The 21,141-nt window shown below is 69.6% G+C and carries 22 protein-coding genes; 5 read left to right on the top strand and 17 right to left on the bottom strand.

Annotation, left to right across the window (positions count from 1 at the left end; genetic code table 11):
• Positions 1–10: 10 nt before the first annotated feature.
• Both PYV02_RS10845 and PYV02_RS15410 read right to left on the bottom strand, forming a co-directional pair.
• The gene (locus PYV02_RS10845) at positions 11–1,582 is read right to left on the bottom strand and encodes a hypothetical protein (RefSeq protein WP_275759040.1); all 1,572 of its coding nucleotides are present in this window, start codon (positions 1,580–1,582) and stop codon (positions 11–13) included.
• A complete protein-coding gene (locus tag PYV02_RS15410; protein WP_420833621.1) occupies positions 1,558–3,048 on the bottom strand; it encodes an ABC transporter ATP-binding protein in 1,491 nt (496 codons plus the stop codon). Before PYV02_RS15410 ends, PYV02_RS10845 begins: the two co-directional genes overlap by 25 nt.
• A 197-nt stretch (positions 3,049–3,245) precedes the next feature.
• Here PYV02_RS15410 and PYV02_RS10835 point away from each other — a divergent pair, with 197 nt between their 5' ends.
• The 4 genes from PYV02_RS10835 (at position 3,246) to PYV02_RS10820 (ending at position 6,428) form a co-directional block, all read left to right on the top strand.
• Positions 3,246–3,938, top strand: coding sequence for a phosphocholine cytidylyltransferase family protein (locus PYV02_RS10835; RefSeq protein WP_275759039.1), 693 nt, complete (start codon positions 3,246–3,248; stop codon positions 3,936–3,938).
• A 76-nt stretch (positions 3,939–4,014) separates the two neighbouring features.
• A complete protein-coding gene (locus tag PYV02_RS10830; RefSeq protein ID WP_275759037.1) occupies positions 4,015–4,818 on the top strand; it encodes an ABC transporter permease in 804 nt (267 codons plus the stop codon).
• Positions 4,819–4,820: 2 nt separating this feature from the next.
• A complete protein-coding gene (locus PYV02_RS10825; protein ID WP_275759035.1) occupies positions 4,821–5,567 on the top strand; it encodes an ABC transporter ATP-binding protein in 747 nt (248 codons plus the stop codon).
• Positions 5,568–5,576: 9 nt separating this feature from the next.
• Positions 5,577–6,428, top strand: coding sequence for a hypothetical protein (locus PYV02_RS10820; RefSeq protein ID WP_275759033.1), 852 nt, complete (start codon positions 5,577–5,579; stop codon positions 6,426–6,428).
• Positions 6,429–6,434: 6 nt separating this feature from the next.
• Here PYV02_RS10820 and PYV02_RS10815 read toward each other — a convergent pair whose 3' ends face one another.
• The 8 genes from PYV02_RS10815 to PYV02_RS10780 all read right to left on the bottom strand — a co-directional run bounded on the left by PYV02_RS10815 (position 6,435) and on the right by PYV02_RS10780 (position 13,660).
• Positions 6,435–6,824 carry a VOC family protein gene (locus PYV02_RS10815; RefSeq protein ID WP_275759031.1) on the bottom strand — a complete coding sequence of 130 codons (390 nt, stop codon included), beginning with the start codon at positions 6,822–6,824 and terminating at the stop codon, positions 6,435–6,437.
• Between the two features lie 69 nt (positions 6,825–6,893).
• Entirely contained in the window at positions 6,894–8,183 is a 1,290-nt protein-coding gene (locus PYV02_RS10810) for a CDP-glycerol glycerophosphotransferase family protein (protein WP_275759029.1), read from the bottom strand.
• Positions 8,184–8,190: 7 nt separating this feature from the next.
• Positions 8,191–9,024, bottom strand: a complete 834-nt coding sequence (locus tag PYV02_RS10805) for a glycosyltransferase family 2 protein (RefSeq protein WP_275759027.1) — start codon at positions 9,022–9,024, stop codon at positions 8,191–8,193.
• A gap of 32 nt (positions 9,025–9,056) precedes the next feature.
• Positions 9,057–9,866: a CDP-alcohol phosphatidyltransferase family protein gene (locus tag PYV02_RS10800; RefSeq protein WP_275759025.1), complete on the bottom strand. Its 810-nt coding sequence runs from the start codon at positions 9,864–9,866 to the stop codon at positions 9,057–9,059.
• A gap of 5 nt (positions 9,867–9,871) precedes the next feature.
• Positions 9,872–10,897 (bottom strand): glycosyltransferase family 2 protein, encoded by a 1,026-nt coding sequence (locus PYV02_RS10795; RefSeq protein ID WP_275759023.1) that lies wholly within the window; start codon positions 10,895–10,897, stop codon positions 9,872–9,874.
• 62 nt (positions 10,898–10,959) lie between these two features.
• Positions 10,960–12,219 (bottom strand): S1C family serine protease, encoded by a 1,260-nt coding sequence (locus PYV02_RS10790; protein ID WP_275759021.1) that lies wholly within the window; start codon positions 12,217–12,219, stop codon positions 10,960–10,962.
• Positions 12,220–12,330: 111 nt separating this feature from the next.
• Complete coding sequence (locus PYV02_RS10785) at positions 12,331–13,089, bottom strand: hypothetical protein (RefSeq protein WP_275759019.1); 759 nt, start codon at positions 13,087–13,089, stop codon at positions 12,331–12,333.
• A gap of 22 nt (positions 13,090–13,111) precedes the next feature.
• Positions 13,112–13,660, bottom strand: coding sequence for a hypothetical protein (locus PYV02_RS10780; RefSeq protein WP_275759017.1), 549 nt, complete (start codon positions 13,658–13,660; stop codon positions 13,112–13,114).
• A gap of 67 nt (positions 13,661–13,727) precedes the next feature.
• On the opposite strand from PYV02_RS10780, the gene PYV02_RS10775 reads away from it, so the two are divergent.
• Entirely contained in the window at positions 13,728–14,924 is a 1,197-nt protein-coding gene (locus PYV02_RS10775; protein WP_275759015.1) for an aminotransferase class I/II-fold pyridoxal phosphate-dependent enzyme, read from the top strand.
• Here PYV02_RS10775 and PYV02_RS10770 read toward each other — a convergent pair.
• The 7 genes from PYV02_RS10770 to PYV02_RS10740 form a co-directional block, all read right to left on the bottom strand.
• Positions 14,917–16,686, bottom strand: coding sequence for a sensor histidine kinase (locus tag PYV02_RS10770; protein WP_275759013.1), 1,770 nt, complete (start codon positions 16,684–16,686; stop codon positions 14,917–14,919). The genes PYV02_RS10775 and PYV02_RS10770 overlap by 8 nt on opposite strands.
• On the bottom strand, positions 16,683–17,057 hold the full coding sequence (locus tag PYV02_RS10765) for a response regulator transcription factor (RefSeq protein ID WP_275759011.1): 375 nt from the start codon (positions 17,055–17,057) through the stop codon (positions 16,683–16,685). The genes PYV02_RS10770 and PYV02_RS10765 overlap by 4 nt, the downstream gene beginning before the upstream one ends.
• On the bottom strand, positions 17,054–17,437 hold the full coding sequence (locus tag PYV02_RS10760; RefSeq protein WP_275759009.1) for a response regulator: 384 nt from the start codon (positions 17,435–17,437) through the stop codon (positions 17,054–17,056). Before PYV02_RS10760 ends, PYV02_RS10765 begins: the two co-directional genes overlap by 4 nt.
• On the bottom strand, positions 17,437–18,423 hold the full coding sequence (locus tag PYV02_RS10755) for a response regulator (protein WP_275759007.1): 987 nt from the start codon (positions 18,421–18,423) through the stop codon (positions 17,437–17,439). The genes PYV02_RS10760 and PYV02_RS10755 overlap by 1 nt, the downstream gene beginning before the upstream one ends.
• A 68-nt stretch (positions 18,424–18,491) precedes the next feature.
• Positions 18,492–19,304, bottom strand: coding sequence for a carbon-nitrogen hydrolase family protein (locus tag PYV02_RS10750; RefSeq protein WP_420833620.1), 813 nt, complete (start codon positions 19,302–19,304; stop codon positions 18,492–18,494).
• Complete coding sequence (gene nadE / locus PYV02_RS10745; protein ID WP_275759002.1) at positions 19,301–20,116, bottom strand: ammonia-dependent NAD(+) synthetase; 816 nt, start codon at positions 20,114–20,116, stop codon at positions 19,301–19,303. The genes PYV02_RS10750 and nadE overlap by 4 nt, the downstream gene beginning before the upstream one ends.
• A 19-nt stretch (positions 20,117–20,135) precedes the next feature.
• The gene (locus PYV02_RS10740) at positions 20,136–21,122 is read right to left on the bottom strand and encodes an LLM class F420-dependent oxidoreductase (protein ID WP_275759000.1); all 987 of its coding nucleotides are present in this window, start codon (positions 21,120–21,122) and stop codon (positions 20,136–20,138) included.
• Between the last annotated feature and the right edge of the window lie 19 nt (positions 21,123–21,141).

The following is a 21,141-nucleotide window of genomic DNA, read 5'->3' as shown; positions in this document are numbered from 1 at the left end:
CCTACGTCGCTCAGTTCTGCAGGGTGAAGGCGAGCAGTTCCGGCGCCCGCCGCGCGACGATGGACGCGCCCCAGCGGACGCCGAGCACGAGTGCGAGCACTCCGACCACGACCCCCGCGCCGAGCGCGATCAGGTACCACATCGGATCGAACAGTGCGCCCAGCACCACCAGGGCGACCACCGGCACGGCCACCAGCAGGGTGACGATGAGCGAGAACGCCTGCACGGTCGACCCCGAGCTGTCCACCGCCTGCGGCTGCGCGAAGGGGCTGTCGCCCGGGTGCACCGCCGGGTAGGGGTATCCGGCGGATGCCACGCTCGAGACCCCGAGGCCGGCCAGCAGCACGCAGAGGCTGAGTCCGATCAGGCCCGGCAGCAGCATCCAGTCGTCCACGATCAGGGCGGTCACCGCGCTGCCGACCAGGGCCAGCGGCACACCGATGCCCAGCGCCGGCACCAGGCGCCCCCATCGGTCGTCCGCGCCGCTGGTGCTCGCGGACACGTGCACCCAGAAGGCGGTGGAGTCGTGGGCGAGGTCGTTGTGCGGCATCCAGGCCAGGAACAGGCACATCACCGGCACCGGGATCCAGGCGATCACGGCGATCGGAATCCCGGCGATCAGCAGTGCAACCACCATGACGACCGGCACCACGGGGATCGCCGCGATCGCCACGCGATAGCGTGCATCGCGCGTCCAGTAGCTCAGGCTCCTGGCGGCGATGGCGCCGCGCGGGCTGGCGGGCAGGCGCTCGAACCAGCCGAGGCCCGAGTACCGGCGCACCTCCGTCAGCCGCTCCCGGCGTCGCAGCATGGCGCTGACCAGCACCCGCCACGCGAGGGCGAGTGCCACGAGGAAGGCGGCGGCGATGGCGAGCTTGGCGTAGGCGGTGTCGAGGCTGTCGTTCGCGGCATCCGCGGGCACGCTCCAGACGGCGCCGAGCGGCGTCCAGCCGAGCACCGCGGTCAGGCGGCGCAGCACCGGGAGCGCCTGGCTCTCGCCGTCCACGGTGGCGAGGATCGCGGCTAGCGGAGCCAGGATCGCCGCCAGCAGCATGAGCAGCACCCCGGTCAGGCTCCTCGCCCGACGGGACGCGAGGAAGGTCGCGGCGATGCCGCTCGCCACGCGGGAGGCGAGCACGCACGTGGGCACGAGCACCACGGCGGCGACGACCGCCAACAGCGTGGGCACGGGGCCCCGCGACCAGGTGATGATCTGCGCGACCGCGAGCACCGACACCAGCATCACGGGCACGCTCATGAACGCCGCCGCCGCCAGCCCGAAGGACAATCGCCCGGGCGAGATGCCGAAGAGCGCGAATCGGCGCGGGTCGAGACCGTCATCGGCTCCGAAGGCGAGCGGGAGCACGAGGAACGCCGCGACGACCAGGGAGCCGACCACCACGATCACCGCGCGAGCGATATCCGGGGTCTGCTCGCGCAGAGTCGTGAATCCGATGATGCTCACGGCCGAGAGCGCGAGCACATACAGCAGTGCGAGCACCATGCCGAAGCTGCGCAGCGGGCCGCCGCGGAACGCACCCAGCAGCAGCGTGAGCCTCAGTCGGAGAAGCTGTGCAACCATTCGATGCCCTCCGCGTTCGTGCGGGCGCCCGCGAGCTCCACGAAGCGTTCCTCGAGGCTCGCACCGTCGCGCACCTCGTCCATCGTGCCGTCGGCCAGGATGACGCCGCCGACCACCACCGCGACGTTGTCGCAGATGCGCTGCACGAGATCCATGCTGTGGCTGGAGAGCACCACGGTGCCACCGGCGGCCGCGTACTGCTTGAGGATGCGCGTGACATTCGCCGCCGAGACCGGGTCGACGGACTCGAAGGGCTCGTCGAGCACGAGCAGCCGGGGAGAGTGGATGAGTGCCGCGGCGAGCGCGATCTTCTTGGTCATGCCGGCCGAATAGTCGCTCACGAGGCGCGCGAGCGCCTCCTCGATGCCGAAGGCCGCCGCCAGATCGGCGGTGCGCTGCTTGACGGTGTGCGCGTCGAGTCCGCGCAGCACGCCGGCGTAATAGAGCAGCTGCGCGCCGGTCAGGCGGTCGAACAGGCGCAGCCGGTCGGGCAGCACGCCCATGTTGCGCTTGGCGGCGACCGGGTCGGCCCAGACATCCCTCCCGTGCACGGTGACGGTGCCCTCATCGGGGCGCAGCAGCCCGGTGATCATCGACAGGGTCGTGGTCTTGCCCGCCCCGTTCGGCCCGACGATGCCGTAGAACGATCCCGGGCGCACCAAGAGATCGATGCCCGCCACGGCGAGCTTGTCGTCGAAGCGCTTGGTGAGCCCGCGCACCGCGAGCACGTACTCCGCGGGGTCGACCGCCGGCGCAAGGTCGAACACCAGCTCGGCCTCGACGATCTTGGGCGCCGCCGTGGCCTTCTCCAGGCTCGCGAGTTCGCGGGATGCCACGCGCTCCTCGTGCACGACCCGAGCCGCCTCGGCGCGCTCCTGTGCGGCCGCACGGGCGACGGACGCACGCTCCGCCGCCGCAGCGGCTCCCGCGCGCGCCGCCGCCGACGCGCGCCTCGTGGACGTCGCGATGCGCGCCCCGGTCGCGGCGGTGACCCGGCGGGTCCAGGCCGCGAGCTGCGTCAGCGTGGAACGAGCGGCGGGCTCGGCTTCGGTTTCGGGTGCAGCGCTCGGCTCCGCGGCATCGACGGCGGGGCCCTCGGGCGCGGGTTCTGGCTCGGGGTCCGGCTCCGGCTCGGCTTCCGGCTCCACGGCCTCGACAGCGGGCTCGGGCTCGGGCTCGGGCTCGGGCTCGGGCTCGGGCTCGGGCTCGACCGTATCGACAGCCGACTCGGCCTCGGGTGCCGGGGTGGGCGCCTCGACGGGCGCCTGCTCGACCTCGACGGCCTCGGGCATCCCGGTCTCATCGACCGAGACCTCCTGTGCTGGGGCCGGCTTCGGCTTCACGCTCTTCGATGCCGGCCGCTTGGCCGCGGGCTTGCGCGCCGGCGGCGGCATGCGCGAAGAGCCCGTCGGGCGCGCGTTCGCACGCGGCTTCTTGCCGGCGCCGGAATCCGCAGAGTTCTCCACCGTCCCAACCTACCAAGCGGAGCCCGGCTCAGAGTTTCCATCACAACTGTGCAACAACCACCGCGGTTCACGTGTTGCACCCAGCCCCCGCCGGTAACCTTGGGCGAGCACAACGGAGTGTCTTGACAGCAATCCCCCGGTGAACATTCGGCGAACAACAGCCCGCACCGAGGGCTGAGATGACCCCGAGGAGTGACATGACCACGCAGATCGTGATCCTTGCCGCCGGAATGGGCAGCCGACTGGGCCGCTCCCTCCCGAAGCCCCTGACCGAACTCGCCGACGGCCGCACCATCATGCAGCAGCAGTTCGACAACATCCGTTACGCGTTCGGCAACAACGCCCACGTCACCGTCGTCGTGGGCTACAAGCTCGAGCACATCATCGAAGCGCACCCGGACGCGAACTTCGTCTACAACGAGCAGTACGACCAGACCAACACCTCCAAGAGCCTCATGCGCGCGCTCCAGGCCTCGGCGCCCGGCGGCGTGCTGTGGATGAACGGCGACGTCGTCTTCGACCCCGAGGCGCTCGACCGCGCCGCGGCGTTCGTCGCCCGCGACCAGTCCTTCGTCTCGGTCAACACCGCGAAGGTCTCCGACGAGGAGGTCAAGTACACCACCGACGCCGAGGGATTCATCAAGGAGCTCTCGAAGTCCGTCGAAGGCGGACTTGGCGAGGCCGTCGGCATCAACTACATCGCGCGCGACGACAAGGCGGTGCTGCTGCGCCAGCTCAAGCGCGTCGGCGACCAGGACTACTTCGAGCGCGGCATCGAGCTGGCGATCGAGCAGGATGGGCTGCGCATCGAGCCGGCGGACATCTCCGATCTGTACGCGGTCGAGATCGATTTCGCGGAGGATCTGGAGCGGGCGAACCTCTTCGTCTGACCTGACCTCGCCCCCGGATCTCGACTCCGGTCGATCACCGGCGCTCGATCGGAGTCGAGACCGTACGATAGGACCCGTGTCCGGCGCCGCGATTCCCCGTCCCGCCCGGTCACCACTCTCGAGATACCGCCAGTCGCTGTGGCTGCTGACGGTGCGAGACCTTCGGGTGCGCTACTCGACGTCGGCACTCGGCTACCTGTGGTCGATCCTCGATCCGCTGGTGATGGCGGGCATCTACTGGTTCGTCTTCACCCAGGTGTTCGGCGGCCGTGCCGTCGGCGAAGACCCGTACATCGTGTTCCTGCTCGCCGGCCTCCTGCCGTGGATGTGGTTCAACGGCGCGGTATCGGATGCCACGCGCGCCTACCTGCGCGAGGCCAAGCTCATCCGTTCCACCAAGATCCCCCGCACCATCTGGGTGGCCCGTCTCGTGCTCTCCAAGGGCATCGAGTTCGTCGCCGCCCTTCCGGTGCTCGCCCTCTTCGCGATCGCCACGGGCGCGACACTGCACTGGGAGGCGGTGTTCTTCGTGCTGGGCATCGTGCTGCAAGCGGTGCTCACCATGGGCGTCGGACTCATCGTCGCCCCGCTCGTGGTGTTCTTCCGCGATCTCGAGCGCGCCACGAAGCTCGCGCTGCGGTTCCTGTTCTACGCGAGCCCGATCATCTACGGCCTGCCCGACCTCACCAAGTTGGGCTTGGACTTCTGGGCGGCGTTCAACCCGCTGAGCGGCATCTTCGCGCTGTATCGGGCGGCCTTCTTCCCCGCCGAACTGGACTGGTTCGCCGTCGCGGTCAGTGCCGGCATGAGCACGATCATCCTGGTGATCGGCATCCTCGTCTTCCATCGCACCGAGCGTGCCGTGCTGAAGGAGATCTGACGATGCCCGAGATCGCCCCCGCCGTCATCCGGGTCGAGAACGCCGGTATCCGCTTCCGCCGCAACCGCCGCGGTCGTCGCAACTTCAAAGACCTGTTCTCCTCCCGCAAACGACGGTCACGTCCGGGCGAGTTCTGGGCGCTGCGAGGCGTGAACTTCGACGTTCGAGCCGGCGAAGCGATCGGGGTCGTCGGCCGCAACGGTCAAGGCAAGTCGACGCTGCTCAAGCTCGTCGCCGAGGTGATCCTGCCCGACGAGGGCCGCGTGGAGGTGCACGGCGGTGTCGCCCCGTTGATCGAGATCACCGGCGGGTTCGTCGACGACCTCAGCGTGCGCGACAACGTCTACCTCACGGCGGGCCTGCACGGCATGACGAAGTCGGAGATCGCCGCGCGCTTCGACGAGATCATCGACTTCGCCGAGATCGGCGACTTCGTGGACACTCCGTACAAGCACCTCTCCAGCGGCATGAAGGTGCGCATCGCGTTCGCGGTGATCTCCCGGCTCGAGGAGCCCATCATCCTCGTCGATGAGGTGCTGGCGGTGGGTGACAAGGCCTTCCGGGAGAAGTGCTACGCCCGCATCGAGGAGCTGCTCGCCGGCGGCCGCACCCTGTTCTTCGTCTCGCACAACGAGAAGGATCTGCGCCGGTTCTGCACCCGCGGCCTCTACCTCGACAAGGGTGCCCTCGTGCTCGACGCACCGATCAACGACGTGCTCGCGCGGTACAACGCCGACTACGCCAGCTAGCGTGGTGCCATGGCCAAGAAACAGGACGTGAACCTGTCCAACCCGATGGTCGTGCGCGGCATCGATCGTGTGCTCACGGTGCAGCGGCCCGTGGTGCTCGCGCACATCCGCAGCATCCGCCGATCACGACCGGATGCCTCGCCCGAGCAGCTGATCCGCATCCTCGAGCGCCGCTACCTCGCGGCGGTCACCACGGGCGGTGCTCTCGTCGGTGCCAGCGCTGCCGTGCCCACCATCGGAACGGGCACCTCGCTCGTGCTCTCCGGGGTCGAGACCGCCGGCTTTCTCGAGGCGAGCGCGCTGTTCGCCCAGTCGGTGACCGAGGTGCACGGCATCGTCGTCGACGATCCGGATCGCGCGCGCGCCCTCGTGATGACCATGGTGCTCGGCACGGCCGGCACCGATCTCGTCAGGCAGCTCGCCGGTCAGGTGACCGGCACGGGCGCCGCCAAGAGCACCTTCTGGGGCGAGATGCTCACCAAGAGCCTGCCCATGACCGCGATGGAGCCCATCGCGGACCGCATCAAGCGCACGTTCGTGAAGAAGTTCGCAGTGGCGCAGGGCACCAATGTCGTCGGCCGCCTCATCCCCTTCGGCATCGGTGCGGCCATCGGCGGCGGGGGCAACCACCTGCTCGGGCGGCAGATCGTGCGCACCGCGCGCGAGGGCTTCGGGCCGGCTCCGGCGACGTTCCCGAGCTGGCTGCAGGACTTCCAGCGTCCCAAGCGCGAGCCCCGCGCGCCACGACCGAAGCGCGAGCCGACCGAGCGGCGGGAGCTGCGCATCCCGATTCCCTCGCTGCCGAGGCGCAAGCCGAAGGCGTCCGAGGCGCTCGTGCCCATCGACCCGTCGCAGGACTAGCGGCGGTCAGGCCGACGGGCCGCCCGGCATCGGCACGGTCGGGTCCTCCTGGAACAGGCCGATGAGGTTGCCCTCGCTGTCGCGGAAGCGGGCCATCCAGCCGAAGGTCGGGATCGGCTGCTTCTCGGTCACCGGGATGCCGCCGGCTTGCTTCACCTTCGCCAGGGTCGCGTCCACGTCATCCACGGCGATGAAGACGATCACCCCCTCGGGCGCCTCGGCGCGCGCCGTGAACGCGCCCTCGACCCCCGGGCCCGGCTCGTCGCCGGCCGTGATCGTCCAGTAATCCATGGGCCCCCACCTGGTGGCCTTCCAGCCGAAGACCGAACCATAGAAGGCACCGGCCCGCTCGGAATCGTCGATGGGGATGTTGTAGTGCACAACGCGGCTCGTCATCCAGCGAGCCTAGAAAGCGCCGCGCACCCGACACAGGGTCTTTGGTCACCCCGGCCCGGCCGGGTCGGGCTAGTCGTCGGCCGAGTCGTCCTCGTCGCCGACGAACGGATCGCCCTCGCTGCCGACGACGTCGCCGCGGTGGAGGGCGGCGTGCCGGTCCCACTCCCGCAGGAGCGCGGTGATCGCAGCCCGGAAGCGCGCCGTCGCCACCCCGGGTGTCGTGTCACCGAAATGCCGCTCCGCCCAGAAGGCGAGCGTGTCGCGGGAGGACGGGTCGAACTGCACGCGCTCGGCGATCGCGAGGATGTCGCCGGCGGCGTCCGCGGTCAGCCATTCGCAGGCGCCGAGGAATCCGTTCTCGTCGACGTCCGCCTCGGGCGATGCCGGACGGGTGACGATGATGGGCTTGCCCGTGGCCAGCCGGTCGTAGATCATGGCGGAGATGTCGGTGATCGCGACATCCGCGGCCATCAGCTGCCAGCCGAGCGCGCCGCCGTCGTCGAACACGTGCTGCGCCGTCGGGTCGGCCGCGTTGGCCCGCGCGATCGCCGCCTTGATCGCCTCGTTCGCGGCCCGGTAGTCGCGGTCGACGACACCGCTGCGCGGATGCGGGCGGTAGATGAGTCGGTGGTCGGGCGACGCGAGCACCGCCGAGGCGAGCGCGACGCCGTGGGTCGCGATGGAGCCGTAGGCGGCAGCGGCACGGTCGCCCTCCCACGTCGGCGCGTACAGCACCACGGTGCGCTCATCCGGCGTGTAGGGCAGCTCCCCCTGCAGATGATCGGCCTGCGGGCGCCCGATCGCGATGATCTTCTTCTCGAGGTCCAGGTCCCACAGCTTGTGGCTCAGACGGTCGATCGCGGCATCCCCGGCGACGAAGCTGTAGTCGTAGGCCTTGAACTGGTTCGTGGTCATGTACATCTTGTCGGACTCGCCGTGGTTGATGAACACGTGCCACATGCGGCCGTAGCGGAACATCTGGAAGTTCCTGGCGTTCTGGTTGACGTAGAACACGATGCGGATGTCCTGCTCGTGCACGAACTGTTCGAGCGCCGCGACGCTGCGGGCATAGACGGCGGGCACGGGCGATTCGTTCCAGAGCGCGAGCACCGTGCTCGGGCTTCGGCTGATGATGGCCACCGGCCAGTCGTGCTGCAACTCGGCCAGAGGTGCGTACCACTGCCGCAATTGGTACAGGTTGACCTTGGTGTCTGCGAAGTACACGGCGATCTTGATCGTGCCCGGCGCGGGCCACGGATGCTCCGGCTGACGCCGCGCGACCGCGCCCCTGTTCTTGCGCGAGATCCACGCGTTGCGCACGAGGCGTCGCGCGGTTCCGAAGTCGTTCAGCAATCCCACGAGACCATCAAACCAGCGGCGGACGACCGGCGAGGCTCATCCGCCACACCGTTACCCATCCGATGCTGCGGCGCCCGCCGGGGTTGCGCCGCCAACCCTCCCACCAGCCCGCGAACCACGCGCCGAGTCCGGCGCGGTTGCGCACCGACCGCAGCAGCTGGATGCCCGTCCAGCTGCCCACGTAGAACGGCACGAGCACCCACGGCAGATTGCGCTTGGCCAACCACACCCGGTTGCGGGCGTTCAGTCGGTAGTAGTAGTCGTGCCTCGTGGGCTCGATCGCCGGATGATGCGCCACCAGGTCGCCGGCGTACCAGACCCGTCTTCCCGCCGCCCACACCCGCCACGCCAACTCGATGCCCTCGTGCGCGTAGAAGTAGGGGTCGCCCCAACCGCCGATGTCGTCGAAGACGGCGCGCGGCAGCAGCGTGGCGCCCTCCCACACCGAGAACACGTTGCTCGAGTGCGCCGGGTCGCCCTTGCGAATGCGCGGGATCCATCGGCGGGGGTTCTCGCTGCCGCTGGGGTCGACGACCCTCGGCTGCAGCAGACCGATCGTGGGGTCGGCCCGAAGCTGGGCGACTGCATCGGCGAGGAAGGTCGGCGACGGCAGGCTCGCGTCGTCGTCGAGGAAGAACAGGTACTCCCCCGCCACGTCCGCGACACCCCGGTTTCGACCGGCCGGGATGCCGAGGTTCTCGGGCAGATAGCGCGACTTGACCCCCGCGGGCAGCCCGACCGGCTCCCAGCCGTTGCCGACCACGACGATGTCGAGCTCCACCCCGGTCTGCCCCGCGAGGGATGCGAGCCCGTGGGCGAGGTCGTGCGGTCGTCTGCCCATCGTGAGGCAGACCACGCCGACGGTCGGCGCACTCAGGAGCGCACTCGCTTCGAGGCCATGATCGCCACGAAGTGCCCGACGAGGGCGAGCACCGACAGCGGCAGCAGGATGAGCAGCAGCCCGCGATCGGCGGCCAGCGGCGGCAGGAAGAGCCCCACGATCGCGGCGACGAACACGAGGATGGTCAGCTCCACCGAGTGGTACAGACGGTGGAAGGGCACGAAGCGGGCGGCACGCCGCAGGCGGGCGATCAGCCGCTGACTGGGCACCGCCTCCTCCTTGCGGTCGCTGAGCTTGTCGAGGCCCGCGTTGGCGCGAGCGACGTGCACCATGTCGTTGAGCGCCTTGTTCAGCACGATCACCAGGGCGAGGGCGAGGCCCGCGGTCGTCCAGGCGAAGTCGGCCGGGAACTCCAGCGGCCAGCCGGCGGCGCGGATGCCGAGCGCGATCGGGATCAGCGCCTCGGTCGTGTAGTGCCCCACCTTGTCGAGGAACACCCCGGCCGGCGAGCTCGTGCCGCGCCAGCGCGCGACCTCCCCGTCGCAGCAGTCGACGAGCATCTGCAGCTGCCCCAGCACGAGAGCGAGGGAGGCGCCTGCGATGCCGGGGATCAGCAGGGCCGCGGCCGTCATCCATCCGACCACGATCATCAGGCCGGTGACCCCGTTGGCGGAGATGCTGGTCTTCAGCAGTAGCCAGGTGAGGTAGGGCGAGAGGTCGCGCAGGTACAGCGACGCCGTCCAGTGCTCGGCGTTCGCGCGCTGCCGCACGCTGGGCGGTTGCGTCACCTCGCGCAGCTGCGCGATCGAGGCGGGTCGAACCGGATGACCGTCAATGGTCACTCGTGTCACCTTCCGGTCTGTGCAGTGATGTTCCTGGTCAGCTTGAGGAACCCAAGCACGAACCCGATGCCCCACCCGAAGTGGATGCAGGGCAACACTACGAGATACCAGAGCCCGGTGCGTAGCCCCTCGCGGGCCGCGATCACGGATGCCGCGATCACGAACACCGCGTACACGGCCGGCACCGCGAATGCCAGCAGCAACCACGGCACGTTCGCGAACAGCCCCACGAGGCCGAGCACGAGGCCGAGGGTGATGCCGAGCACGGCGACGGGAGGCACGAAATAGCGGATGCCGTTGGCCGCCCCGAAGCGCCGTGCGAGTTCGCCGCGCCAGATGCCCGTGGCGACGAACTGCCGGATGAGCTTGCGCAGACTCGACCTCGGCCGGTAGACCACCTCGAGCTCGGGGGTGAACCACACCGTGCCGCCGCTCGCGCGCAGGCGGCGGTTGAGCTCCCAGTCCTGTCCGCGCTTGATGTCTTCATCGAACAGGCCGACCGCGAAGAGGCGGTCTTTGCGGAACGATCCGAGGTAGACGGTGTCGGCCGGGCCCGCCTTGCCGCCGACGTGATGCTGGGTGCCGCCGAGCCCCTCCGGGGAACGGTAGGCGTGCGCGACGGCCTTCTCGAAGGGGGTCGTGCCCTGCGCCTTCATGATCCCGCCGACGTTGTCGGCTCCGGTCTCCTGCAGCGTGCGCACGGCCACTCGCGTGTACTCGGTCGGCAGCACGGAGTGGGCGTCGACCCGGATGACGATGTCGTGCTCCGCGGCACGGATGGCGGCGTTGAGGCCGCCGGGCGTGGATCCGGCCTCGTTGGGGATCGGGCGCAGGTGCGGGTTCTTGGCCGCCATGGCCTGGATGACGTCGTTGGTGCCGTCGACGCTCGGGCCGAGGGCCGTGATGATCTCGTACGGACCGTCGTAGTCCTGCCCGGTGAGGCTGTCGATCGCCGCCTCGATGTGCTGCACCTCGTTCAACACCGGCATGACGTAAGAGACGCCGGGAACGGCGCCTGAACGCTTCGCCATGGCTTGAGCCTAGCGGTGCTCGGGCGGCGCGGACCGCGTGCGCGCCGCCCGAGTCCGCCGGGCTACTTCAGCGTCCCGAGGGTGAGGGTGACGGTCTGCGCCTTGCCGCTGCGCACATAGGTGAGCGTCGCCTCGGTTCCGGCGGCCGCGGCCCGCACCTGAGCGGTGAGGTCGGTCTTGCCGGTGATCGGCACACCGTTGAACTGGGTGATGATGTCCCCGGCTCGCAGGCCCGCGGACTGCGCGGCGCCGCCCTGGGTGAGTTCGACGATGCTCGCGCCGATCACGGTCGGGTCGGTCTGGTTCTCGTCCTCGGTCACGTCGGCGACAGTCGCCCCGAGCAGCCCGTGCGTGGCCGCGCCATTGGCGATCAGCTCGTCGGCGACGCGCTTGGCGACGTTCGAGGGGATCGCGAAACCGACACCGATGCTGCCGGCGGCGCCGCCGGAGCTGCCGGCCGAGGCGATGGCGACATTGATGCCGATGATGTTGCCGTCGGAGTCGAGTAGGGCTCCACCGGAGTTGCCGGGGTTGATCGCGGCATCCGTCTGGATGACGGCCAGGGAGATCGTCGACGAGGTGGTGTTCGACGGGGTCTGGCCGGGGATGTCGAAGTTGAAGAAGTCGTACGGATCGGAGGGCTGCTGCGGCGTGCTCTCCTGCTGCTGCTCGTCGGGCAATGCCGAGGACGCGACGGTGATGCTGCGGTTGAGCGCGCTCACGATACCGTCGGTGACGGTTCCGGCGAGGCCGAGCGGCGCGCCGATCGCGATGGCGCGGTCACCGACGTTGAGCTTGGAGGAGTCCGCGAACTCGGCCGGCTGCAGGTCGGTGGCGTCGACCTTGATCACGGCGAGGTCGAAGATGGGGTCCGTGCCGACGATGGTCGCATCCAGCAGCCTGCCGTCGTTGGTGGTGACGGTGACCGTCGGGTCGGCGACGGCGCCGTCGAGGGTGACGACGTGGTTGTTGGTGAGGATGTAGCCGTCGTCGCTGAGGATCACACCCGATCCGGTGCCCGACGAGTCCTGACCCTTCACCGCGATGGTGACGACGGAGGGCGATGCCTTCGCGGCGACCGCGGTGACGAGCGTGGCGTTGTCGGCGTCGTTGACCGTGATGGTGGTCGGGGTGGAGTCGCCCGAGATCGGGGCGCCCGCGTTCAGCGATGTCGCCCAAAGGCTGACCCCGGCTCCCGAGACGCCGCCCAGGAGGGCGCCGGCCGCGAGCGCGGCGACGACGGGGACGACGATGGATCGCTTCGGTGCGGCGGGGGTGGTGTCTGGGGTGCCCGTCGATGGGCCCTGGGGTGCGTCGCTCATGCGGTGTGTGCTCCTTTCAAGCGCTGCCAGCATCCACCGCCAACCTGAACATTCTATTTGGGCGAGCCGAGAGCACACCGTGCTTCGCCTGGGGTGCTGCTTCGCGCTCGCTCAGCAGCCGGGACCGGCCGGATGCACCGTGCATTCGCGCTCGACGAGCACCGTCTTGGCGCTGCCCGCCGTCGCCACCAACCGGTTGGCGGGCACCGGGAGCACCCCGGCGATGTCGACCCACGCCCCGGCCCCGAACCGGTACTCGACCGCGAAGTCGATGGTCAGGTCGATCACGTACGTGCCTGCCGCAGTGTAGACGTGGCTCGTCGCGGTCGGGTCGAACTCGCGCGCCCCGAGCGCGGCCCACGGTGCGCCCGGTGTCGCAGTGCTGCGACCTGCGCCGTCGCCGTAGGTCCAGTGCCAGGCGACGGGGGTGAACCGCACGGATGCCGGCTGCCCGAGCAAGGTTCCGGCGTGCACCTGCACGCCGGAACGCGCGAAGAAGTTCGTGTCGAGACCGACCACCATCCATCCGTCGGGCTCCATCACGTCCACGCCGGGATCGGGGCGAAAGTGCGCGACATCGGCGAGCGTGATCGGCGCGGTCGGCGCGGTCGGCTCCGTTCGGCCCGGCCCCCACCCGAGACAGCGATCGTCGAGCACCGGAACGCACGACTCCGGCTCACCGTCCGAGACGCCGGGGCCGGAGCCCGAGTCGCCGCCGCCAGGCGTGCCCGGTGAACCGGTCGAACCCTCGAGGGTCGCGCCGCCGTCGCCGAGGGAGCCTTCGACGTTGCAGTTGCCAGTCAGGATCTGGTCCTGGCCACACTCAACCGCGACGGCGGGGGCGGGTGGTAGCACGAGCAGGACTGTCAAACCCGCCACCATTAGTGCCTTCCTAGACGCAGAAATCGCTGCCCTCCCAAACCTCAACATCCTGGACCACGGCCTGCAGCGAGCCGTCAACCGAGCGCACTGAGATAGTGATGACCATCGGGTACAGATCTCTCCGGCCCGGAGGATTCACTTCGTTTCCTCCGGCATCGAGAACTCGAACACCTGAGATATCGAGGCACCCATACGCTTGAAGCGGCTCGCTCGGATCGCCGCCAAGAAGACCGCCGGGGTGGGCAATCTCAATCACGCGCGTAGACGATAGACCTTCCTGACGCAAGTCTTGCGCCTGGAACCTCTCCACGGACTCGTTTGCAGCGTCGAGGGCCTTGCCAGTAACCACATCCGAGAGCGGCGAGGCGTCGTGAGACGCAAGAGCGGCATCGATCGCGGCCTGATACGCCGCATACGCCTCCTCCGCCGCCGCGAGCGCCTCCTCCTCGGAGGCGAACACCGGCGTCGCGACCGGCGTGGGCGTCGGTGTCGGATCGGGCGGCGTCGGCACGCACGCCGAGAGCAGGAGCACCAGGGCGAGGGCGGCGATCACGCGCATGCCAACGACGGTACCGAAGTCCGCGGCATCCGGACCAGGCAATCCACAGGCCAAGTAGGCTCGCCTGGTGGCTGTGAGTGGTTCCTGGGAGCGTGCCGCGCGGGGCGCGATGCTGCTCGGCGCGGACGGCACGATGCGTCCGACGATCTTCGCGGAGATGTCGGCGCTCGCGGCGTCGACCGGGGCGATCAACCTCGGGCAGGGGTTCCCGGACGAGGACGGTCCGGTCGAGGTGCTCGACGCCGCCCGGCGCGCCATCAGCGAGGGCCTGAATCAGTACCCGCCGGGCATCGGCATGCCGGTGCTGCGCGAGGCGATCGCCGAACACCAGCAGCGCTTCTACGGCATCCATCTCGACCCGGACACCCAGGTGCTCGTCACCGCCGGCGCGACCGAAGCGATCGCCGCGACCCTGCTCGCCCTCATCGACGAGGGCGACGAGGTGGTGACGCTCGAGCCGTTCTACGACGAGTATGCGGCGATCATCGCGCTCGGCCGCGCCACGCACGTGACCGTGCCGCTGCACGCCCCGGGCTTCCTGCCCGACCACGACGAGCTGAGGGCGGCGGTCACCGATCGCACCCGCATCATCCTGCTCAACACCCCGAACAATCCCACGGGTTCGGTGCTACCGCGGGAGACGCTCGAACTCGTCATCGAGCTCGCCCATGAGCACGACGCGATCATCGTCACCGACGAGGTCTACGAGCACCTGACGTTCGGTGTCGAACACGTGCCGATCGCGAGCCTGCCGGGCGCGTTCGATCGCACCGTGACGATCTCCAGCGGCGGCAAAACGTTCAGCACCACCGGTTGGAAGATCGGTTGGCTCACCGCGCCGGCCCGGCTGGTGCAGCCCATCCTCGCGGTGAAGCAGTACCTCACCTACGTCAACGGTGCGCCGTTCCAGCCCGCGATCGCGGCGGGCCTGCGGCTACCCGACGAGTACTTCGCCGACGCCGCGTCGACCCTTCGGGCCAAGCGCGACGTGCTGAGCGCGGGGCTGGCTGCAGCAGGGTTCGCCGTGACCAGGCCGCAGGCGGGCTACTTCGTGATCGCGGATGCCGCGCCCCTGGGCATCACGGACGCCGCCGCCTTCTGCCGCGCCCTCCCCGCCCTCGCCGGCGTCGTGGCGGTGCCGGTCACCGCGTTCGTGCACCCGGAGCGCGAGGGATACGACACCATGGTGCGGTTCGCGTTCTGCAAGCGCGTGGATGTACTCGAGCGCGCGGCAGCGCAGTTGGCGCAGTTGCGCCTCAACTGACCGCCGCGGCGACCGGAGCGGTCACGAGCGGCAGGCGCATGCTGAAACGGGTGCCGACGCCCTCCTCGCTCTCGACGGCCATCTCGCCCTCGTGAGCGGTGACGATCGCCTTGGTGATCGTCAGCCCGAGGCCCACGCCGGGCACGGCGTTGCGGGTGGCCGTGGTCGCACGGAAGAACCTCGAGAACAGCTGGTCCATGTCGGAGGCGGGGATGCCCATCCCGGTGTCGCTGACGCTGATCACCGCCTGAGCTGATGCCGCCTCAAGCGCCACCGTGACGATGCCACCCCGCGGCGTGAACTTGATCGCGTTGGAGATCAGATTGTCGATCGCCTGGCCGAGTCGCACCGGGTCGCCGTGCACGAGCAGCTCCCCGGCGGGCACGTGGCTGACGAGTTCGACACCGGCGGCATCCGCCATCGGACGACCGCTCTCGATCGAGGCCAGCACGATCGCGGCGAGCGCGGTGTCGCGACTGTCGAGCGGGAACCGACCCGACTCCACCTGGGCGGTGAACAACAGGTCGCCGACCAGCCGCAGCAGACGGTTCGCATTGCGCTCGGCAACGGACAGGTACTGCAGGTGCTCGGCCGACAGTGGATGCTGCTCGTCGTCGCGCATGAGCTCGAGGTATCCGAGAATCGAGCTCAGCGGCGTGCGCAACTCGTGCGAGATCAGCCCGACGAACTCGTCTTTCAGCCGCGCGACCTCGCGCTGCTTCGTCACGTCGGAGGCGACGAACAGGTAGCCCACCGTGCGACCGCCCTCGTCCACGCGCTTGGTCACCGAGACCTCGACCGGCACGGGCGTGCCGTCGACGCGTAGCCACGTCCACTCCCGCACATCGGCCTTGCCGAGCCTGGCGAGCTCGACGAGGGCGGAGAAGCCCGGGTTGAGCACCGTCTCCCCGGGCGGGTAGTTGAGCTCACGCGCCCGATCCTCGAGCTCCTCGGTCAGATGGAAGTCGAAGATGTGCATCTTGTCTTCGGCCTCGTCCTGGCTCGGACCCAGGATCTTCGTCGCACCCGGATTCCAGGCATCGATCAACCCCGTCGAGTCGGTGCCGATCACCGCCTGTTCGGTGACCGCCGCCCACAGCCCGCGGAACAGCCGATCGGCCGAGCGGTACTTCGCCTCGCTCTCCTGCAGCTGCGCCGCGTATTCGACGGTGCGCTGCAGCATCGACTCCTTGTCCTCGGCAAGGCGATTGAGCTTGCCGAGAGCGACCCGGCTCTGCAGCGCCACCTGATTGACGATGGCGGCTGCAACGGTGAACAGCACGGTCGAGAACAGTCCCCGCACGTAGTCGAGGGGGGCGGTCGGCAAGGACAGCGACAACAGGTTGGGGATCGTGAGGGCGATCGCCGCGCCGGCCCCGGCAAGCGCGATGTACCGCCGACCGTTGGCGACGGCGATCCACACCACCGGCAACAGGATGAGCGCGGAGAACGCGGAGGCTCCCCCACCCGTGCCGGCCCGGAACGCGCCGATGCCGATCAGGTCGATCACGGGCACCAGCAGCACGTACCCGGCGAGTCGATCGACCCGCGAGATGATGCCGGCGAGCACGGTCGCGATCGCGACGATGCTGAGGCCCGCGATGGCGAACGTCGCGTTCGTGGGCGCGATCCCGGGCACGACGATCGTGAGCGCGGCCGCCACCACCACGGCGACCGCCGTCGCGGACTGCTTCAGCGCCGGACTGGGATCCTCGATGCCGTGCATGATGGTTGCCCACATCGTGGGTCGCTGGTGGCTCATCGCGGCTCCTTGCCGACGGCGAGCCACGCGACCAGTTGCCTGGGGCTGAACGGCTTGGCGAGGAAGTGATCGGCACCGGCGTCGAAGCCGACCTGCTTCGAGGCGTCGTCGACCGAGGCGGAGAGCAGCAGGATGCGCAGATCCTCGTTCGCGCCATCGGACCGCACCTGCCGGCAGACCTCCAGTCCCGTCAGCTCCGGCATGGTGACGTCGAGGATCGCGAGGTCGGGCCGCTCGCGCCGGATCGCGGCGAGCGCGCTGGCGCCGTCGCCGACGCTGGCGACCACACGCAGTCCCGCGCGCTCGGTGGCGATGCCGACGAGCGCCCGGATGTCCTGATCGTCGTCCGCGACGACCACCGTGAACGTCACGACGCCATCCGTTCGGGCAGCACCGCGGCGAGAGTGCTGCGCACTTGCTCCCCGGTGAAGGGCTTCGGCAGGGTCGCGTGCGCACGCGGGAACTCGCGCACGTCGAGCACCGAGGTGATCACGATGGCGACCTCGGGCCTCTCGATCCGCATGCGACCGGAGAGCTCCCACCCGTCCATGCCCGGCAGCTGCAGGTCGATGACGGCGACATCCGGCGGGCATCGTCGATAGGCCGTCACCGCCTCCTCGCCGGTGCCCACGACCTCGACCGTGCAGCCGGCGCGTTCGAAGTAGCGCGTCAGCAGCCCTGCCTGGTCCTCACTGTCCTCGACCACGAGCACGCGGATGTCGCTGGTCGGTCGCCCCCCGGCCTCCAGCATCAGACGACGACCGCGTCGCGCACGATCTCGAGCGGTTCGTTGTAGGTTCCGGCGCCGAAGCGCGACCAGGCCCGCGCGGTCGCGAGCGTGAAATCCGGTTGCAGGTAGGTGGGCCGCTCCTCGTGATCCCCACCGAAGCAGGCGAGCATCTCGAGCTTGGTGTCGGTGTGACCGTCGATCGAGATGAACCGGGTCGGCCGGAAGTCCACGGTCGCGCCGCTGCCCTGATAGCAGGCGACGGTGCGCACCTTGGATGCCGCGACCAGCGTCGCCTCGTGCACCACCCGGTGGTCGCGGTTGTCGTCGTTCTTGGAGTGCACGTAGACCACGGTGGGCTGCACCTGGTCGATGACCTTGCGGATCGTCTCCGCCGGAGCGTCGAGCGCCTCCTCGAGCACGAGGGTGGCGCCGATCATGTCGGCGGCGGCCGAGCCCTCGTTCCACGCCGTGTGGATGCCGCCGTCGCGCATGCCCTTCGACAGCGTCAGGATCGTCACCGAGTCGCCCGCCGCGCGATGCGCCGAGAGGATGCCGCCGACCCCCACCTCGACATCGTCCGGGTGCGCCCCGATCGCGAGCACCACCTGCGGTTTCGGCGCGGATGCCGCGGCCTCCCGCCCCGCCTCGGCGAGCCGCTTCACGTGCCCGAGCAGCGCCGCCGCCGTCACCGGCTTGGTCAGGAACTCGTCCGCCTGGTTGCGCAAGGCGGACACCGCGTAGTCGACGGAGGCGTGCGCGGTGATGACGATGATGGGCATCGTCGGCCGCACACCGCGCACCTGCGCGATGAGGTCGAGGCCGGACATCCCCGGCAGTTCGATGTCGGTGACGACGACATCGGGCTCGAACTCGGCGACCGAGGTCGCGGCCTCCCGGCCGTCCGCGAGCGTGAGCACGACGCATCCGCCGCGCTCGAGCACGGTCTTCGAGTAGAGCGCGACGTCAGCATCGTCTTCGACGACGATGACGCGATACGGCTCGGCCATGCCAATCCCCCGTTCCCCCAGAACAGGCCCAACTGTACGCAGGCGGCGGTCGGTGCCGCGTTCCCCAGTTAGAGGGGACCCGGTTCGAGGGGGACGACCCCGAAGCGCCGCAGCGCCAGCGCGGGGTTGCGGCCGCGCACCTCGGCGAGCCGTTCACGGCTGAGCTGGGCGACCGCCACCACACCGGCCTCCTCGCCGATGGTCGCGAGTTCGACACCCATCGGGTCGACGATCATGCTGTTGCCCACGCCGATCGGCGGTGCGTGGTCGGCGGCGGCGACGTAGATCGTGTTCTCGATCGCGCGAGCGGTGACGAGCGTGCGCCAGTGGTGCTCCTTCAGCGGTCCGCGCACCCACTCGGCGGGCACGAGCACGAGGTCGGCGCCCGCATCCACGAGTCTGCGGGTGACCTCGGGGAAGCGGATGTCGTAGCAGGTCTGCAACCCGACCGTGAAGCCCTCCCACTCGAAGGTCTGCGGCGTCTCGAGTTCACCGGCTCGCACCCGGTCGGACTCGCGCTGCCCGAACGCGTCGTAGAGGTGCAGCTTGCGGTACGTCGCCACGAGTCGGCCGGCGGGTGAGAGCGCGACGAGCGTGTTGCGCACGTGGGTGGCATCCGCCGTCTCCAGCACGCCGGCGATGAGGTGCGTGCCGAGCTCGGCGGCGAGCTCGCCGAGTGCGGTGACGAACGGCCCGTCGAGCGGTTCGGCCCCGGCGAGGGATGCTTCCCCCAACTCGGCCTCGAAGAACGACGAGTACTCCGGAAACACCACGAGGCTCGCCCCGCGCGCGACCGCGATGGCCGCCAGCCGCCGGATCTCCGCGAGATTCGCCGCGGTGTCGTCACCCGGTGCGAACTGGGCGACGGCGAGGGAACTCACCCACGCCACCAGTCGTCGAACGGGGTCACGGGCACGGTGCGCTTGTGGCGGGTCGCCAGGAACCGCGCCTCGATCGCCTCGGCGACCGCCTCGTCGATCTCGAGACCCTCCAGGTAGTCGTCGATCTGGGTGTAACTGAGTCCCAGGTTCGCCTCATCGGTCTGCCCGGGGGTGTCGTCGAGCAGGTCCGCGGTGGGCGCCTTAAGGTAGAGCCGCTCGGGGGCGCCGAGGTGCTCGAGCAGCGCGCGACCCTGCCGCTTCGTCAGGCCGCTGAGCGGCAGGATGTCGGCCCCGCCATCCCCGTACTTCGTGAAGAAACCGGTGACCGCCTCGGCCGCGTGGTCGGTGCCCACCACCAGCAGCGCGGACTGGCCGGCGATCGCGTACTGCGCCACCATGCGCATGCGCGCCTTCACATTGCCCTTCGTGAAGTCGCTCATCTCGTGCCCGAGGGCGTCGGCGTACTCCGCCTCGACGCCGTCGACGCCGCGCTGGATGTTGAAGGTGATCGAGCGGTCCGGCTGGATGAAGCTCAGCGCGAGCTGGGCATCGTCTTCGTCGCGCTGCACCGCGTAGGGCAGCCGCACGGCGGTGAACTCCACGCCGTCACCGAGCTCCTCGCTCGCCAGCTGGCAGAGGCGACCGGCGAGCGATGAGTCCTGGCCGCCGCTGATGCCGAGCACGAGCCCCTTCGCCCCGGTGGCGGTGACGTAGTCCTTGAGGAAGTCGATGCGTGCGCGCACCTCGGCGGCCGGATCCACCTCCGGGCGTGCACCGAGTTCAGCGATGATCTGAGCCTGGAGAGGTCGCATGCAACGAGGGTACCCGCGATCAGACCAACGCCGGAATGACCTCGCGTTCGAACAGCTCGACACCGCTGAGATCGTACGCGGCCTCCGGAAAATACCCGATCGTGTAGCTGAGGCCGGCGGCGCGGTGCTGCTGCAGGCGCTGCACGATCTGCTCGGGCGTGCCGGTGAGCGCGGTGCCGTCCCGGTAGGTGGCGATGAAGCCCGCGGTGTGTCGGCCGAGGAACGGGGCCACCCGGGCCTCGATCGCGTCGACTCGGGCCGCGACATCCGCCTCGGTCTCACCGATCACCACGTTGAAGTTCTCGCTGCGGGTGATGCGCCCGAAGTCGGTGCCGACCTCGGCGCAGTGCGCCTCGAGCAGCGCGCTCTTGGCGATGAACTCGTCGAGGTCGCCGCCGGCGAAGTTGGTGGCATCCGCGTACTCGGCCGCGATGCGCAGGGTCACCTTCTCACCACCGCCGGCGATCCACATCGGGATGCTCGGCTGCAGCGGCAGGGGACGCACGATGGCGCCGTCCACCTGGTAGTACTCGCCGTCCAGGGTCGCGCTGCCCGTCGACCACGCCTGACGCATGATCTCCACGCCCTCGCGCAGGCGCCCGAGCCGCTCCCCCGCGCGCGGGAAGCCGTAGCCGTAGGCGCGCCACTCGTGTTCGTACCAACCGGCGCCGATGCCCATCTGTGCGCGGCCGCCCGAGATGAGGTCGACGGTGGATGCCAGCTTCGCCAGATACGCGGGGTTGCGATACGAGATGCACGTGCACATCTGCCCGAGCTTCACCCGGCTCGTGGTCGCGGCGAACGCGGCCATCAGGCTCCAGGCCTCGTGCGTGGCCTCCTCGCTCGGGATGGGCACGGTGTGGAAGTGGTCGTACACCCAGATCGAATCCCACGGCCCGGCATCCGCGTGGGCGGCGATCGCGTTCATGGTGGCCCACTGCTGGGCGGGGTCGATGGTCACCAGGTCGTGACGCCATCCTTGGGGTACGAAGAGTCCGAAGCGCATGTTTCGAGCCTAGACGGGC

Origin of the sequence: Antiquaquibacter metalliresistens (genome assembly GCF_029211225.1) — a bacterium.
Lineage (GTDB): Bacteria > Actinomycetota > Actinomycetes > Actinomycetales > Microbacteriaceae > Rhodoglobus > Rhodoglobus metalliresistens.
This window is presented reverse-complemented; position numbering and strand designations above follow the sequence as displayed.